This window comes from Microtetraspora glauca (assembly GCF_040656155.1).
In the GTDB taxonomy this organism is placed as follows: domain Bacteria; phylum Actinomycetota; class Actinomycetes; order Streptosporangiales; family Streptosporangiaceae; genus Microtetraspora; species Microtetraspora glauca.
The window spans coordinates 180225-196290 of sequence record NZ_JBFALK010000022.1 but is presented as its reverse complement, the minus strand read 5'-3'; the positions used below and the strand labels follow the sequence as shown (position 1 = coordinate 196290).

The 16066-nt window shown below is 69.2% G+C and carries 14 protein-coding genes and 1 pseudogene; 12 read left to right on the top strand and 3 right to left on the bottom strand.

Annotated features, from left to right (window positions below; translation table 11 throughout):
• Positions 1-990 precede the first annotated feature (990 nt).
• Positions 991-1359, top strand: coding sequence for an ABC transporter permease (locus AB0I59_RS42180; protein ID WP_435831151.1), 369 nt, complete (start codon positions 991-993; stop codon positions 1357-1359).
• Here AB0I59_RS42180 and AB0I59_RS33605 read toward each other — a convergent pair.
• Positions 1290-1553: pseudogene (locus tag AB0I59_RS33605) on the bottom strand (ABC transporter permease); the annotation flags it as partial. The gene AB0I59_RS42180 and the pseudogene AB0I59_RS33605 sit on opposite strands and share 70 nt — an antisense overlap.
• 341 nt (positions 1554-1894) lie before the next feature.
• On the opposite strand from AB0I59_RS33605, the gene AB0I59_RS33600 reads away from it, so the two are divergent.
• Complete coding sequence (locus AB0I59_RS33600; RefSeq protein WP_358139312.1) at positions 1895-2173, top strand: ABC transporter permease; 279 nt, start codon at positions 1895-1897, stop codon at positions 2171-2173.
• Positions 2174-2350: 177 nt separating this feature from the next.
• Here the strand turns inward: AB0I59_RS33600 and AB0I59_RS33595 are convergent, their stop codons facing one another.
• Positions 2351-3667 carry an MFS transporter gene (locus AB0I59_RS33595; protein WP_358139309.1) on the bottom strand — a complete coding sequence of 439 codons (1317 nt, stop codon included), beginning with the start codon at positions 3665-3667 and terminating at the stop codon, positions 2351-2353.
• 278 nt (positions 3668-3945) lie between these two features.
• On the opposite strand from AB0I59_RS33595, the gene AB0I59_RS33590 reads away from it, so the two are divergent.
• The 7 genes from AB0I59_RS33590 to AB0I59_RS33560 all read left to right on the top strand — a co-directional run bounded on the left by AB0I59_RS33590 (position 3946) and on the right by AB0I59_RS33560 (position 11698).
• Positions 3946-4233, top strand: coding sequence for a transposase (locus tag AB0I59_RS33590; protein ID WP_358139306.1), 288 nt, complete (start codon positions 3946-3948; stop codon positions 4231-4233).
• A complete protein-coding gene (gene fahA / locus AB0I59_RS33585) occupies positions 4230-5441 on the top strand; it encodes a fumarylacetoacetase (protein ID WP_358139303.1) in 1212 nt (403 codons plus the stop codon). Before AB0I59_RS33590 ends, fahA begins: the two co-directional genes overlap by 4 nt.
• A gap of 194 nt (positions 5442-5635) precedes the next feature.
• The gene (locus AB0I59_RS33580) at positions 5636-6019 is read left to right on the top strand and encodes a hypothetical protein (RefSeq protein ID WP_358139300.1); all 384 of its coding nucleotides are present in this window, start codon (positions 5636-5638) and stop codon (positions 6017-6019) included.
• 534 nt (positions 6020-6553) lie between these two features.
• Positions 6554-9580, top strand: coding sequence for an FG-GAP-like repeat-containing protein (locus AB0I59_RS33575; RefSeq protein ID WP_358139297.1), 3027 nt, complete (start codon positions 6554-6556; stop codon positions 9578-9580).
• 296 nt (positions 9581-9876) lie between these two features.
• Complete coding sequence (gene ybiA, locus AB0I59_RS33570; RefSeq protein WP_358139294.1) at positions 9877-10455, top strand: riboflavin biosynthesis intermediates N-glycosidase; 579 nt, start codon at positions 9877-9879, stop codon at positions 10453-10455.
• Positions 10452-10601 (top strand): hypothetical protein, encoded by a 150-nt coding sequence (locus AB0I59_RS33565; RefSeq protein ID WP_358139291.1) that lies wholly within the window; start codon positions 10452-10454, stop codon positions 10599-10601. Before ybiA ends, AB0I59_RS33565 begins: the two co-directional genes overlap by 4 nt.
• 80 nt (positions 10602-10681) lie before the next feature.
• Complete coding sequence (locus tag AB0I59_RS33560) at positions 10682-11698, top strand: hypothetical protein (RefSeq protein WP_358139288.1); 1017 nt, start codon at positions 10682-10684, stop codon at positions 11696-11698.
• A gap of 10 nt (positions 11699-11708) precedes the next feature.
• Here AB0I59_RS33560 and AB0I59_RS33555 read toward each other — a convergent pair whose 3' ends face one another.
• Positions 11709-12374, bottom strand: a complete 666-nt coding sequence (locus AB0I59_RS33555) for a DNA-binding response regulator (protein ID WP_358139286.1) — start codon at positions 12372-12374, stop codon at positions 11709-11711.
• A 94-nt stretch (positions 12375-12468) separates the two neighbouring features.
• Here AB0I59_RS33555 and AB0I59_RS33550 point away from each other — a divergent pair, with 94 nt between their 5' ends.
• The 3 genes from AB0I59_RS33550 to AB0I59_RS33540 all read left to right on the top strand — a co-directional run bounded on the left by AB0I59_RS33550 (position 12469) and on the right by AB0I59_RS33540 (position 16040).
• Entirely contained in the window at positions 12469-13362 is an 894-nt protein-coding gene (locus tag AB0I59_RS33550) for an aldo/keto reductase (protein WP_358139283.1), read from the top strand.
• 348 nt (positions 13363-13710) lie between these two features.
• Entirely contained in the window at positions 13711-13833 is a 123-nt protein-coding gene (locus AB0I59_RS33545; protein WP_358139280.1) for a hypothetical protein, read from the top strand.
• Complete coding sequence (locus AB0I59_RS33540) at positions 13830-16040, top strand: transglycosylase domain-containing protein (protein WP_358139277.1); 2211 nt, start codon at positions 13830-13832, stop codon at positions 16038-16040. Before AB0I59_RS33545 ends, AB0I59_RS33540 begins: the two co-directional genes overlap by 4 nt.
• Positions 16041-16066: the final 26 nt, after the last annotated feature.

Genomic DNA, 16066 nt, shown 5'->3' with positions numbered 1-16066 from the left:
ATCTCAGCACGCCCAAGCCCACCGACCGGCCGTAACGCTACAAACTCACGCGATCACACTTCGCAGTTCGGGCATTCGCTCGCGAAACGCCCTCTGATAAGGAAGTGATCAGGCCGTTGAGGGAGCCTTGGCCGTACAGCCACGAGTACAGCCAAGGGGACGAACGACGGCGGAACTCGGCGAACGCCTACGAACACCGCGACCGCAGGTCAGAGTCTCTGACCTTGATCGAATCGACTTCCTCTGATCCGCAGGTTCATGAGCTGACCTGCGGACTCGCTTCTCTTGTGGGAGATCACTCCCAGGAGCCTGGTGCGCCAACGATGAGATCTTCAGGCCGTGGGAGCGTGGCCAGCTCATCTTCGATGGAGTAGACCTCAAGACACGAAAGATGGCCTTCTTGGACGAAGAGCAAGACGCCATCACTGCGCCCACGTACGCCGGCAGAGATCAGTACGCCGTCTTGCACCAGTGAGGCGAGTGCGCGAGGTCCTGCTCCCGCGCGAAGATCCACTGTCGCGCATCCGCATCCGCATCGCCCGCTGACAACTGCCGAAGGAACCTGAGCCCGAAGTTCGCCCGCGCCGGGGAAATCCTCTGCGAGGAGTGCCAGGATGACGGCTTGCTCCTCGACTGACAGATGACGCTCACTACTCGACACGTCGTCACGGTAGCGGATCGGGCGTGTGGGATATGCGCGGGATAGCTCATGATCATGGCCTTGAGCTGCTATTTCTCGATTGTGAGGGGCTTCGGAACGAGCAGTAGGTTCCCGCAGCTCGGCGTGGACGCGCGGGGGATCCATAGGTTCCCCGGGATCCGGCGTGGATCGTGGTGATCGTCTCGGTCAATGCCCGGCGAACCGACCGGGGCCCTGGATTCGGTGTCGGGTACGGGCCACCGCCGCCGTGCCACCGGCGCCCCGGCCTGCGAAATCGGGAGTGGCGTGATGACCTTCGTCGAGGTGTCACCGGACTCGGGAGCGGCGCGATGACCGTCATGGAAGTGGCCCGGCCGAAGTTGTCCCCGGCCAGGATGCGGCCCCGCGACGTGATGCGCGTCGGTGCGGTCGGCCTGCGCACGCGACCGTTGCGGGCCTTCCTGTCGGCGCTCGGCATCGCCATCGGCATCGCGGCCATGGTCAGCGTGGTCGGGCTCTCGTCCTCGTCGGGCGCCGAGCTGGACCGTACGCTCTCCGCGCTCGGCACCAACCTGCTCACGGTCTCGTCCGGGGCCACCGGGTTCATGACCCCGACGACCGCGAAGCGGACGCCGCCGACCACGACCTGCGTGTCGGGCCCGATCGAGCCCACGCCGAGCCGCTGGGCGGCGGAGGAGCCGAGCACGGCGGCGGGGTAGCGTTCGGTGGCGGCGTTGAGCCAGGTCCCGCTCCGCAGGGTCGCGCCGACGGTGGCGGGCAGGTCTAGGCGGGCCGCGTACGTGGTGATACCGCCGGTCTGGGCCTCGGAAATCTCCTCCGACCGGTAGACCTTGGCGTCGCCGATGCGCCCGATCGACGAGACCGCCTGGGCGGGGCCGATCCGTTCGATCATCGCCTCCGCGTCCGTCGGCATCTGCGCGATGTCGCCCATGATCGTGCGCTCGCCACCGAACTGGACAGCGGCGTCCTGGTGGGCTGGCCGGTGGCGGAGTCCAGGCTGGGCTTCGACGGGCATCCGACCACGCTCTACACCCGCTCGGAGGAATCCAAGCTGGAGGCCGTCCGCCAGGTGCTGGCCGGCACCGCCAATCCGGAGGCGCCTAACGAGGTGGACGTCTCCCGCCCGTCCGACGCCCTGGCCGCCAAGCAGGCGACCAGCCAGGCGTTCGCCAACCTCCTGCTGGGGGTGGGGGCCGTGGCCCTGCTGGTGGGCGGAGTGGGGGTGGCCACACGATGGTCATCTCGGTGCAGGAACGCCGCGCCGAAATCGGCCTCCGCCGCTCGCTCGGGGCCACCCGGGGGCAGATCCGCACCCAGTTCCTCGCGGAGTCGCTGCTGCTGTCGGGTCTGGGTGGGGGAGGGGGGATCCTCCTGGGGACGGGCGTCACGATGGGCTACGCGCTGTATAGCGGCTGGCCCTCCGTGGTGCCCGTCCTGGGCCACCGCCGGCGGCCTCGCCGCCACTTGGGGTCAGGGCCGAAGCGTTCTCATGTTGTGAGACCGAGTAGCTGAAGCCCGTCGGTGAGGTGGCTGCGGTAAACCCGCGGTTTCGTGCAGAGGTGTCGCTCACCGTGGATCAGGTGGATCAGAAGGTGATCGAGGCATTCGCGCCGGAGCGTCCCACGAACCGCTCGGCGAACGCATTCGCCCGCGGTGAGCGCGGCGGCGTCTTCGCGACCGCGTCCGGATTCATCTCGGAGAGGAGGTGTCCACGGTTCGCAGGTCGCGGGCGCGTGTTTCCGGGGCGAGCAGCATGGCGGTGACGGTGAGGAGTGTCATGGCGACCAGGTAGATCGCTACCGGGGTGCCTGAGCCGTACGTCTTGAGCAGCCACACGCCGATGATGGGTGCCAGTGATCCGCCGAGCACGCTGCCGAGTTGGTAGCCGATGGAGGCGCCGCTGTAGCGGACGTTGGTGCCGAACAGTTCGGAGAAGAAGGCGGCTTGGGCGCCCACGACCATTGCGTGCAGGAGAAGGCCGACGCTTACGGCGAGCAGCACCGCGGCGAAGGTCTTCTGCTCGACCAGTGCGAAGAACACAAACGACCACACGCCGGCGGAGAGCGCTCCGGCGATCGCGACCGGGCGGCGCCCGATCCGGTCCGACAGCGCGCCGGAGGCGAGGATGCCCGCGGTCTGTACGACGGAGGCGATGGTGAGGGCGTTGAGCGCGAGCGAGCGTGGCTGCTGCAGGTGTGTGGTGACGTAGATGACGAGGAACGTGGCGAAGGTGTAGAAGATGGCGTTTTCGCCAGCTCGGGCGAACGTGGTGATCAGGACGTTACGCCAGTTGCCGATCAGCACGCGCCTGATGGGGGCCGCGGTGTGCGCAGCCTCGGCGGAGGCGCGGGCCTCGAGGAACAGGGGGGACTCCTCCACTGTGGTCCGTACCCACAGTCCGATGACGATGAGTACGGCGGACAGCAGGAAGGGCAGGCGCCAGCCCCAGTTGATGAACTGTGCCTCGCTCATGGTGATCGACAGGACCGCCAGCACGCCTGTGGAGAGCAGGTTGCCCAGCGGGCCACCGGTCTGCGGCCAGGCGGCCCAGAACCCACGGCGTTCGCGGGAGCCGCTTTCGGCGACGAGCAGCACCGCCCCGCCCCACTCGCCGCCCAGGGAGAAGCCCTGCACCAGGCGGAGGGTCACCAGCAGCAGCGGGGCCAGTACGCCGACGGACGCGTAGGTGGGCAGCAGGCCGATCGCGAACGTCGACCCGCCCATCAGGAGCAGGCTCAGGACAAGTGCCCGCTTGCGGCCCTGCCGATCGCCCAGGTGGCCGAAGACCACTCCACCAATGGGACGGGCGGCGAAACCGAGGGCATATGTGACCACGGCGAGCAGCACACCGGTCAGCGGATCGGTCGTCGGGAAGAAGACCTTGTTGAACACCGTGGCAGCGGCCGTGGCGTAGAGGAAGAAGTCGTAGAACTCGATCGTCGTGCCGATCGTGCTTGCCGCCAGGAGGCGGGCGATGCCGGTCCGTGGAGATGGTGAGACAGACACAGATCCCTCCATGCAGGAAGTGGTTGGGCTACCAGGTGCGCAAGGTCGGTGCGTAGCCGTCGGCCGCGATGCCGAGGCAGATCACGGCGTGCTCGGATCAGCGGCTGCCGGAGACCACTGCCGGCTCATCGGAAGCCGACTGCTCTCGTCCGTCGCCGGAGGTTTCGGTGTTCGGCAGCGGGTTGTAGATGAGGCTGAGGTGCAGGCCGTAGTGAAGTTGGCCCGGTTTGGTGGACACCTGACCTCTGGGGAACCCTGGTTCCCGGAAGGAGTCCACTGTGCCGAATAACTATCCGCCGGAGTTCCGCCGGCAGATGGTGGAACTGGTGCGCGCGGGACGGTCGCCGGAGGATCTCGCCAAGGAGTTCGAGCCCTCCGCGCAGTCGATCCGTACCTGGGTGCGCCAGGCCGACCTCGATGACGGCCGCCGCCAAGACGGCCTGACCAGCGCCGAGAAGGACGAGCTGGCCCGACTGCGCCGCGAGAACAAGATCCTCCGCGAGGAGAAGGAGATCTTGCGTAAGGCCGCGGTTTTCTTCGCGCGGGAGACGGATCGGCCGAGATGAAGTACCGGCTGATCGATGCGGAGAAAGACCACCACGATGTCTCCCTGCTGGCCCGGGTGCTGGGTGTGTCGCGCCAGGGCTACTACGCCTGGGCCAAGCGCGGCCCGTCCGCTCGCGCCCGTCGTGATGCCGAGCTGACTGAGAAGATCCGCCGGCACCATACGGCCTCCGATGAGATCTATGGAGCGCCGCGCATCCACGCCGACCTGCGCGAGATCGACGGGGAGAAGGTGGGCCGCAAGCGAGTGGCGCGGCTGATGCGCGCGGCTGGGCTGGCCGGTGTCTCCCGGCGCAGGGGCTGTCGCACGACGATCGCGGATCGGCGGGCTGCAGCCGCATCCGACTACGTCGACTTCTACGCCTCGGAGCACCACGCCGCCAATCTCGGCCAGATCTTCCGCCCCACGCAGGCGCCGTTGACCCCCAACTGGAAGCATCTGCCCATCGGCTACCACGGCCGCGCCGGCACCGTCGTGGTGTCCGGGACACCGGTCACGCGCCCGGCGGGGCAGTACATCGTGCCAGACGCTGCGTCGCCGGCCTTCGGGCCGTCGCGACGACTGGACATCGAGGCTGAGATCGGGTTCGTGGTGGGTACGCCGTCCGCCCTGGGCGGTTCCGTCCCCGCGGCGGCCTTCACCGAGCATGTGTTCGGCGTGGTGCTGGTCAACGACTGGAGCGCCCGGGACATCCAGGCATGGGAGTACACGCCGCTCGGGCCCTTCCTCGGCAAGTCGTTCGCCACGTCGGTCTCGCCGTGGGTGGTGCCGGTGGACGCGCTGGCGGCGGCGCGGGTCGCCCCGCACCAGGACCCGGCGCCGCTGCCGTACCTCAGCGACGGTGAGCGGTGGGGCCTGGACATCACCATGGAGATCCGGCTCAACGGGCACCTCATCTCACGCCCTCCCTTCGGAAGCACGTACTGGACCGCCGACCAGCAACTCGCGCACATGACGTGCAACGGCGCCTCGCTGCGCACCGGTGATCTGTACGCTTCGGGCACCGTGTCAGGGCCACACCCAGACCAACGCGGTTCGCTGATCGAGCTGACCTGGAACGGCGCGGATCCGTTGGAACTGCCTGACGGCTCCCGCCGCGCCTATCTCATGGACGGCGACACGGTCACCATCAGCGCCTCCGCGCGCTCCGCGGACGGCACGAGACTGGGTTTCGGCGAAGTGACCGGAACCATTGAGCCGAACCGTTGAGGGAACCCGTACCTTGCCAGAACGGCGCTGTCGTCGGATCGAGGCCTTCTTCGTCAGGCCCCGCGCATCTTGCGGGCGTGCGCCAGCAGCTCGGGCACCCCGTCGGCCAGCACCAGTAGCACGCGGCCAGGGATCAAACGCGGCGCGGCGTTCGGCCTCTGAGCTGTACGCGCGGGCGTAGGCGGCATGATCGTGTGGTACGTGTCGACCGCGACTGGCGGGCCGGCGCGGTGCTCCTCACGTACGCCGCGGGCTGGCTGCCGTGGTTCTACTACGCGATCGCCGACAAGAGAACGATGTACCTGTTCAACGCGCTCCCGATGGTGCCGTTCATGATCCTCGCGGTCATGTTCGCCTGCGGCCTCATACTCGGGCCCGCTGTACCAGACAGGCGGCGGCTGATCGGATCCATAGCTGTCGGCGCCTTCGCGCTGCTCGCGCTGGCCGACTTCTGGTGGCTCTATCCCGTCATCGGTGGTGAGGTCATCCCACGAAGCCGGATCTGGCCGGACAGCGCATACCTCGTGTCAGCATGTGGGGCAGGTCCATACGCAGACGACGCACGAACGATCGGCTGACGACGGCACCCGATCTGAACCGCGGCGACCGCATCGGCGCCCGTGCGGGTCGGTGAGATGTGCCAGCCGTGCTCGATCTTGGTGAAGTAGTCGGTGACCCCGGCCAGCCGCCTTACGCCGCCGCTGGTGGCCTCCTACTCGGAGAAGTCCGGCTGCCCCACCTGGGTGGGGCCATCCGGCGGCTCGGCGTCGCGGGCCTTGGCCAGCTGCCGACGTTCACGGCCCGGCCCTGCCCAGCCAAAGTGGACCTTGACTATCCAAGGCATACGCATATAAACAAATGAAAAACCACATGAATCAGTAGTGAACCCACATGGCTTAGCCGACGCCTCCCGCCGTCGGGAGTCCCTCGTCCCCGCCGAAAGGGGCAGTCCTATGAGGTTCTTAACGATCATCCTGATCGCCGCAGTGATGATCGCGACCGGTGGGACGAGCCCCGCTGCGGCCGCGGGAAGAACGACGTCGTTATGCGCACGTCCGCCCTCTCTCGCGACCGCAGTCAAGATCAGCTGCGGTGCCGCCCGGGGAGGACGGGTGGGCGCGCTCGCCGTCGCCGCTGAGGATGTGGTGATCAGCGTCGAAAGCGAAGGCGTCGATCCCGCGATGGTGGAGCGGATGATCGATCTTGAAGGGTTGGATCAGGGGCGCCTTAGCGACGTCATCAAGAACACCATCGAGACCCACCCCCTGGACCTCCCGGATCCCGGGGTCAGATGGTTCGACTTCGACGGCACCGTCGTGAACGCGAACGGCGAGCTGGCGATCGTCATCCCCCAGGAGGATGTCCAGGCCGACATGGCGGACTGGGTGATCACGACCGTCGCCGGAACCATCGGGCAGCTAGCCGGGCTCGCGGCGGGCGCGATCTGCCTGGCGGCCTTCGCGCCAGCCGCCCCCGCAGCCGGCCCCGTGTGCGGGGCGGTCTTCGGTTTCACGAACGCGTTCGTGTGGAACCTGATGGCGTCGGTGCTCAGCGGCAAGGACGCGGGCACCATCGAGGTCCTGGGAGCCGCGCTGTGCACCGGGGTCGTCGCCGCCGTCGGCGGCGCCCTGTGGGGCAACGCCCTGGCGCCGTGGGCGGCCGAGCACGCGCAACCCATGCTCGTACGGGTGGCCAAAGTCGTCATCGACGCCGGCCGCTCCCTCGGCTGGTGGTTCGGGAGTGGAGTGGTGACCGCCACGGTCTGGCTGGCAGCGCAGCTGGTCAATCTGGGCCGGATCGCTTACCCCCTGATGGTCGCGGCGGCCCGGCGCCTCGGCTATCCCACCCCCGCCTCGAATATGCGCATCATGCCGCTGGGCGACTCGATCACCCAAGGGATGGGCAGCCCGACGCGGTCGAGTTACCGGGCCGAACTGTGGGAAGGGTTGAAGCCGGTCACCGAGGTGGTGAACTTCGTGGGCACCCAGGAGAGCGGCAACCTGCCCGACAACGACCACGAAGGCCATATCGGGTGGCGTATCGACCAGATCGCCGCGGTCGCCGAGTGCGCGCTGCCGTACTACCGGCCCAACGTCGTGACCCTGCACGCCGGCACCAACGACATGAACCAGAACTACGCCGTGGAGACGGCGCCGCAGCGGCTGGTCCAGCTCGTCGAGCGGATACTCGCCTTGTCGCCGGGGGTGACGGTTCTGGTCGCGACCCTGGTGCCGTCCACCAAGCCCGATGTGGGCCCGCGCATCCAGGAGTACAACCGGCGCATCACCCCGCTGATCCAGCAGCTGCGCGACCAGGGCAAGCGGGTGCGCCTGGTCGACATGAGCGCGGTGACCACCGCCGACCTGTACGACCAGCTCCACCCCAACGACACGGGGTACCGCAAGATGGGGGAGGCGTTCACCCGCGCCGTCACCCAGGCTGCGGCCGATGGGCTGATCGTGCCGGTGCCCGGCGGGCAGGAGGGGCAGAACCCGTGCGCCGGGCAGGTGGTCCCCGTGGCGTGGCAGAACTGGGGGCAGATCGCCCCCGGGGTGGGCCCCGGCATCCCGCGGGACCAGGTGCAGTTCGCCGACGTCAACGGCGACGGCCGCGACGACTACCTCGCCGTGGACGCCGAAGGGCGCGTGCAGGCCCACATCGGCGTCAATGGGGGCTCCTTCACTTCCTGGGGTGAGATCGCCCCCGGGGTCGGCGTTCCGGGCAGCCGGGTCCGCTTCGCCGACGTCAACGGCGACGGCCGCGATGACTATCTGATCGTGGCGGAGAACGGCGCCGTGGCGGCCTGGCTGAACACGCCCGGCGACGGCGGCCGGCCGTCGTGGTCCCTGTGGGGCCCGGAGCCCTGGTACTCCGCGGGCCTGATCGCCACGGGCGTCGGCGCGCCCGGCAGCCAGGTCCGCTTCGCCGACGTCAACGGCGACCGCCGCGAGGACTACCTCGTCCTGGCCGACGACGGGTCCGTACGCGCCTGGCTGAACACCCCCGGCGACGGCGGCCGGCCGTCGTGGCACTCCCTGGGGCAGATCGCCGCCGGCACGGGGTCGCCGGGCTCGCATGTGCGCTTCGCCGACACTGACAAGGACGGCCGGGACGACTACCTCGTCGTGGGCGACGACGGTTCCATCACCGCCTGGCGCAACACACCGGGCAACGGCGGCGTGCCGTCCTGGTCCTCCCTGGGCCGGATCGCGGCAGGGGTGGAGGGGGGCTCCCGCGACATGGTGCGCCTGGCCGACCTCGACGGCGACGGCGACGCCGACTACATCACCGTGGCCGAGGACGGGGGCGTGCGCGTCTGGCTCTACGGCGGCCCCGGCTCCTGGGCCTACCAGGGCGCCGTGCTCGCCGGCTCGTCCGGGGCGAAGGTCCGGTTCGCGCAGATCGACGGCGACGCCCGGCAGGACTACCTGATCGTGGAGGACGACGGGTCCGTACGCGCGTGGCTGAACACCCCCGGGGACGGTGGCAAGCCCTCCTGGCAAAGCCTGGGGGTGATCGCGCCGGGAGTGGGCGCGCCCGGCGGCCGCGTCCAGTTCGCCGACGTCAACGCCGACGGCCGCGACGACTATCTCGTGGTGCAGGACAACGCATCGGTGTCCGCCTGGCTGAACACGCCCGGGAACGGCGGCGTCCCCTCCTGGCGCAGCCTGGGGGTGATCGCGCCCGGGGTGCAGGGCGTCACCGGGGATCTGGTCCGGTTCGCCGACTACGACGGCGACGGCCGTGACGACTATCTCGTGGTCTCCGACAGCGGCGCCGTGCGTGCCTGGCGGAACACCCCTGGGAACAACGGCATCCCTTCCTGGTCTGCCCGCGGAGTCCTCGCCGCCGGAGTCGACGGCGCCACCCGCGACAAGGTGCGCTTCGCCGACATCGACGCCGACGGCCGCGACGACTACCTCATGGTCCAGGACAACGGAGTGGTGCTGGCCTGGGTGAACAACGGTGGCGAAGGGTCCGGCGGCTGGATCAACCAGGGGACGTTCGCGTCCGGTGTCAGCGGCGCCACCCGCGACAAGCTCCGCTTCGCCGACGTCAACGGCGACGGCCGGGCCGACTACCTGATGGTGTCGGAGAGTTCGGCGGTGGATGCCTGGCTGAACCGGGCCGAGGCCTGATCGGCGCACCACTCGCGCGGCCCGCCGACTGGTGCACCCCGGCTGGTCACCGACCCGCCTGCCTGATCGCTGACAGTGGTGCGCACCTTCCTGCGCAACCGCAGCCCGGCGATGCCGAAGGCACGCATCACCCGTTTCACCCGCTTGCGGTTGACCTGCCGCCCCCGGGCACGCACAGGCAGGTCCTTGAGGACCCAGTCCTCGACTCACCCCGTAGTCTCCGGCTCCAGGGCAGATCCCTGGCCTGCGTACGGGCGATAACTCATTGGCGATGCCGAGGACGCCTGTGACACGGTGTGAACGTGTCCGATCAGCTCCCCCTGCCCCGCACCGTGGATGAGGCGATCGCCGCCGAGCAGGCGGGCCGGGTCCTGCGCTATCTGTACTTCTGGGGTCACCAGCCCGCGCGTGACGGCGGTGTCGGTCCCGGCTGCCTCAGCCAGTGGTGGCCGGTGGTCTTCACCGAGGACGGTCACACCTTCGCTTCGGCGGAGCACTACATGATGGCCCACAAGGCATGGTTGTTCGGCGACGCGCAGACGGCCGGCAAGATCCTCGCCGCGGGCCATCCGGGTGAGGCCAAGACGTTCGGCCGTGCCGTACGAGGCTTCGACGAGCAACTATGGAACGCCCGTCGTTTCGACATCGTGGTCCGTGGCAACATCGCCAAGTTCGGACGGCACCCCGAGCTGAAGCGGTTCCTGCTCGACACGAGAAAGCGGGTCCTGGTGGAGGCCAGCCCCCGCGACCGGATCTGGGGGATCGGCCTGACGGCCACCGACGAGCGCGCCGCCTCCCCGGCGACCTGGCAGGGCCTGAACCTGCTGGGGTTCGCGCTGATGAAGGCCCGCGAGACTCTTGAGACGACGCCATGAGAAAGGATGAGGCGGCGCTCCTGCGTGCGCTGGACCTTCTGGTGGAGAGCCGGAAGGCATGGCAGGAGGAGATGGCCGAGTTCGCTTTTTCCGGTTATCCCGGACATCGGCTGGTCACCGCGATGCGCGCCGCCGTGACCTCCTGACAGCGACGGGCGGCCGGGAATGTCGGCGGGCTTTGCGAAGATCTCGAAACCGACAAGATCCTCTCATCGTGGAGTTCCGCGTGACGCGACCGAAGGACGTGCGAGTGAGCGCCTGGGACGAGGTACGCAGGCTCATCGACGGCGACCTCGCCGGGATCGTGGACAGGGTGAAGGCGCTCGACGACACCGGACGCCGCGAGGTGGCGCGCGAGTTGCCCGGCCACATCGCGGTGGCGCGGGAGAAGGCACAGCGGGCGTGGGCTGACCGCGAGGCCGAACGCGAGCGTGTCCGAGGGACGCGGCAGAGGGAACTGCTGTGGCTGCGTGACGCCGGCCAGATCTCCCACGATCAGTGGGAGGACGCGTGGTTCAGGACCTGGAACCACCAGGACGACAGGCGGAACCGGCCCGCCGTCAGCAACTGGCGCGAACCGATGCGGGTCGCGGGCGCCGGGGTGATCGGCGGCGCGGCGGCCGTGGTGACCTGGATCAACCGCGGGGAGTTCGACAGCTGGGAATTCGACGGCGACCAGGTGGCCGGCGACATCGGCCCGCTGCTCGACGTGATCTCCGCGCGGCCCGCCGCCTGGCAGGCGGATCTGGCCATACGGCTCGCGCTCCGGCTCAGGCCCAGGCGCCGCCCGGACCCTCGTGATCGGAACCTGTCGCTGGCGCTGGCCCTGCTCCGCCGTACCGGCGCGACTCCGCCCGAGCATGATCCGCTCGTGGTCGGGTGGGTGTCCGGTGAGGCCAGGATCGGCGAGCTCCGGAGCGATCCGCTGCTCGGCCACCTGCTGCCGCGGATCTTCGAGGCCGAGGGCGTCGGCCGGACGCTGCGGGATGAAGGGAACGGGACCCACCAGCACATGTGGCGGGCTCTCGCCGCGGCACTGCCCTCACTGCTCCCGGCGCCCCCGGCCAGGAACAGCCGCCCCACCACCGCCCACACCGACCTGGTCGCGCTGGCGGTCCGCCTCGCGCGCCGGTCGGAGGCGCGAGGCGAGATCCCGGGGCTGGCCGCCTTCGCCGCGGCGAACGGCTCCAGCCGCATCCTCGGGCACGCCAGAGCCCTGCATGAGCAGCTGAGTTCCGGGTGAGATCCGGCTGTTACCCGGTGAGGCCGAACTCGCCCGCGCGCAGCCCGGCCTGGAACCGGGAATCGGCCTCCAGCGTGGCCATGAGCTCCGCGACCCGCCTCCGGTAGGTGCGCAACGAGAGGCCGAGATGCCGGGCCGCGGTCTCGTCGGTGTATCCCGCGCCGAGAGCGCGGAGCACGGCCCGGCTGCCGGCGTCGAGGTGCGGCGCGTCGCCGCGCAGATAGGCGGCCAGGTCGGTGGCGCTCTCCCAGGCTGCCCGGAACAGGGCGTACACGCCGTCGACGAGGGCGGGCGAGGTGGTCACGGTGAACTCGCGCGGGCCCGGCCCGTCGCGCCCGGCGAGGATCATCACCCGCCGGTCGATGATGATCGTCTCGTGGGGCAGCGGTGCCGAGCTGATCCGCACCCGGGCCCCCCTGGCCGCGACCTGGTGGAGGTGCAGCCGTGCGGCCTCGTCGGCGAGGGCGGCCGGAGTGAGCAGCTTGTCGACCGTGAAGCCGGCTACGCCGTTCCCATGTATCCGGTCGCTGATCGCCTGCCGCGCATCGGGCTGGGACCACGTGTCGAGATCACGAGCCGCGCACACGAATTCGCGCTGAGTCCCGGAGAACAGGTGACCGGCCCGCGCGACGAGTTCCGCGTCACCGCGGACGGTGATGACCTGATCGGCTGTCACCCGCTCATTATGACCACCCATGAGGGGGCCCGCGCGGTGGCAGCTTGCTGCCATCCCGTTGGCCCGCGCCCTCGTCCGCGCGAGGCTGACGGGCATGACGAAGAACACGAACGCGGACTCGACGACCCACGCCGCCCTCACCGGCGAGTTCCTTCTCGGGGGAGACCTTCCGGTCCACCGGCTCGGTTTCGGCGCCATGCGGCTCCCGACCGGCACCTTCCAAGGGCCCGCCCGCGACCCCGAGACGGGTGTCGCGGTACTGCGCCGCGCGGTCGAGCTCGGCGTGAACCACATCGACACGGCGTGGTTCTACCGGCGGGAGGGGGTGGTGGTCAACGAGCTGATCCGCGCGGCGCTCGCGCCCTACGCGGACGACCTGGTGATCGCGACGAAGGTCGGGCCGTTGCTCGACTCGGACGGCGTTCCGAGTGGCGAGGCGGGCCCGGACGAGTTGCGCGGCCTGGTGGAGGACAACCTGCGCACTCTCGGTGTCGACCGGCTCGACCTCGTGTACCTGCGGGTGGGTGGCATGAGCGCACCGGGCGGCGTGTCGATCGCCGACCGGTTCGCGGTTCTCGCCGAGCTGCGCGAGGAGGGGCTGATCCGGCACCTGGGCGTCAGCAACGTCGATGCCGCGCAGCTGGCCGAGGCGCGGGCGATCGCTCCGGTGGCGGCCGTGCAGAACAGCTTCCACGTGCAGGATCGGGGTGACGCCGGGCTGCTGGCGCGATGCGAGAAGGACGGGATCGCTTTCGTCCCCTTCTTCCCGCTCGGTGGCGGATACCGTCCGATCGACGCGACCGCGATGGCGGCGGTCACGACCCGGCATCAGGCGACGGCGGCCCAGGTCGCGCTCGCGTGGTTGCTGGCGAGCTCGCCCGTGATGCTGGCGATCCCCGGAACGGGTTCTCTCGGCCACCTGGAGGAGAACATGGAAGCCGGACGTATCCGCCTGACACCAGACGACTTCGTCGCGCTCGGAGATTGAGCGCCCGACCGGCACGGGGTCGTACGGATGGGGAATGTCAGGCGGGCGGAGGGCATGCGCTCGAACAAGGACAGGATGTCATGATCGACATAAAGTCCGGATATGGCGGCGCCCTGTGCCGAACCGGTGGTCGTCGGCTCCCGTGCGTTCTCCCTGCTCAGGCGTGGCCGTCGGCCGCGTATGCCCTGATGGGCCGGACCTCACTGATCAGCGGGACGTGATGGGTGTTCTCAACGGACGTGTGCCACGATAGTGCCCTTGATCCGTACGAACTCGGCGAAGTTGCACATACATTCCATCTCGCCTATAGGTTTAGGGCTTCGTCCTAATTCTGATAGGGGGAGAATTATGTACACGACCGTCGCAAGCCTCCCGGCGGGTACGCCCGGCCGGGAGCACCTGGCGGCTCTGCCGGCCACGGGCCGGTGGGCCGGGCAGGTGGACGGCACGGTGCGGGCGAGCGTCCGGTGAACATCTTCGACGAGCCCGGACAGGCCGACGGCTGGGACCCGCGTCGCGCGGGTGAGGCCAAGGCCAGGAAGTCGGCCGGGAAGAACGTCGCGCGACTGTTGGGAGCGGGCGCGCTCGCGGGGCTGCTGGCCGCCGCCCTCGCGCTTCCGGCCGTCGGCGGGACGGGAGCCGTGATCCTCTCGGCGTCGGACGGGCTGAACCTCAAGGCGGAGGACCTCAAGGAGCCCCCGCTGGCCGAGAAGACGACGGTCCTGGACGCCAGGGGCAACCCGATCGCGCAGTTCTACGAGGAGTACCGCGAGGTCGTCCCGCTCAGCAAGGTCGCCGAGGTGATGAGGACGGCGATCGTCTCGATCGAGGACTACCGGTTCTACGAGCACGGCGCGATCGACCTCGAAGGAACCTCCCGGGCCCTCGTGAAGAACCTCGCCTCGGGCGGGGTCAGCCAGGGTGGGTCGAGCATCACCCAGCAGTACGTCAAGCAGGTGCTCCTCAACACAGCGGTCACCACGAAGGACAAGAACAAGGCGCTTGAGGCCAGCTACGGGCGCAAGCTGAACGAGCTGCGCTACGCGATGGCGGTCGAGCAGAAGTACTCCAAGGACCAGATCCTGGAGAAGTACCTCAACATCGCCTACTTCGGCGCGGGGGCCAACGGCGTGCAGGCCGCGGCCAAGCGGTTCTTCGGAGTGAACGCGTCCGACCTGGACCTGGCGCAGGCGGCGACTCTGGCGGGGGCCGTGCAGTTGCCGAACAGCACCGATCCCGAGGCCGGCAGGAAGGCCCAGAAACGGCTGCTCGACCGGCGCAACGTCGTCCTCGACCGGATGGCCGAGCTGAAGAAGATCACGCCGGAGCAGGCCCAGGAGGCCAAGGCCAAGAAGCTGGGCTACAAGGGCACGCCGCTGCCCGGCGGGTGCGGCGCCAGCCCCTACCCGTACTTCTGCATGTACGTGCGGAACGAGATTCTCAAGAATCCGAGTTTCGGCAAGACGGAGAAGAGCCGTACGCAGTTCCTCAACCGGGGCGGTCTGACCATCAAGACGACGATCGACCCCAAGATGCAGGCGGCGGCGGAGCGGGCGATCAGGAAGCGGGTCCACGCGTCGGACAACGCGGTCGCCTCCGAGGCGCTGATCCAGCCGGGCACCGGCATGATCAAGGCGATGGCGGCCAGCCGGAAGTACGGCCAGAACGCGCGCAAGAACGAGATGTCGTACAACGTCGTGGCCGACGCGGCCCACGGCGGCGGCGTCGGTTTCCAGGCGGGTTCGACGTTCAAGACCTTCACGTTGCTCACGGCCCTGAAGAAGGGCATGAAGATCAGCGACGGGTTCAGCGTCGGCGCCGGATACCGTGCGCCCGGGTACTCCACCTTCAAGAACTGCAAGGGTGAGAACATCGGGGACCCGACGCACACCGTCACCAACGACGAGGGATCCGGCGGCTTCAAGACGCTGCAGACGGGCACCTGGGGGTCGGTCAACACCTTCTTCATGGAGCTGGAGCAGCGCGTCGGCCTGTGCGACACGGTGCAGACCGCCAAGTCGCTGGGCATCAAGCGCTCCGACGGCCTGAAGCTGCAGGAGTACGAGACCTTCACCCTCGGCATCAACGAGATGGACCCGGTGACCGTCGCCAACGCGTACGCCGCGATCGGCGCGCGCGGCAAGTACTGCGCGCCCATGGCCATCTCGCAGATCACCGACAGGAACGGCAAGGTGACCGACTACCAGCCGCAGTGCCGCCAGGCGCTGGACCCGGAGGTGGCGGACGCCGCGGCGAACATCCTGTCGGGAGTGTTCACCAAGGGCACGATGCGCGGCGTGGGCGGCATCGGCCGTGACGCGGCGGGCAAGACCGGCACCACCGACAACCAGGCCACCGCGTGGTTCGCCGGGTTCACCCCGGACCTGGCCGCCGCGGTGAGCATCGGCGACCCGCGCGGCTCGACCACGCACAAGCTGAACGGCGTCACCATCGGCGGTACGTACTACGGCGCGGTCTTCGGGGCCACCATCCCGGGCCCGATCTGGAAGGACACCATGCTGAGCGCGTTGAGGGGCGTGAAGGCCACGTCCTTCCATCCGGTCAACTCGTCGCGCTTCGGCGGATGCGGCTCGCACTGCGGCGGGTCGGTCATCGGCGGCAACGGCCGCGGCGGAGGCGGCGGGGACCCCGTGACCGTGGTCCCGGCCGATATGTGACCGGCACGGCCTGAACGGCACGCGCC

What these genes read in the sequence shown, in the direction of transcription:
- AB0I59_RS33550 (WP_358139283.1), top strand. Translation starts at nt 12,469, where the DNA reads ATGACGAAGAACACGAACGCGGACTCGACGACCCACGCCGCCCTCACC.
- AB0I59_RS33600 (WP_358139312.1), top strand. Translation starts at nt 1,895, where the DNA reads ATGGTCATCTCGGTGCAGGAACGCCGCGCCGAAATCGGCCTCCGCCGC.
- fahA (WP_358139303.1), top strand. Translation starts at nt 4,230, where the DNA reads ATGAAGTACCGGCTGATCGATGCGGAGAAAGACCACCACGATGTCTCC.
- AB0I59_RS33545 (WP_358139280.1), top strand. Translation starts at nt 13,711, where the DNA reads ATGTACACGACCGTCGCAAGCCTCCCGGCGGGTACGCCCGGCCGGGAG.
- AB0I59_RS33565 (WP_358139291.1), top strand. Translation starts at nt 10,452, where the DNA reads ATGAGAAAGGATGAGGCGGCGCTCCTGCGTGCGCTGGACCTTCTGGTG.
- AB0I59_RS42180 (WP_435831151.1), top strand. Translation starts at nt 991, where the DNA reads ATGACCGTCATGGAAGTGGCCCGGCCGAAGTTGTCCCCGGCCAGGATG.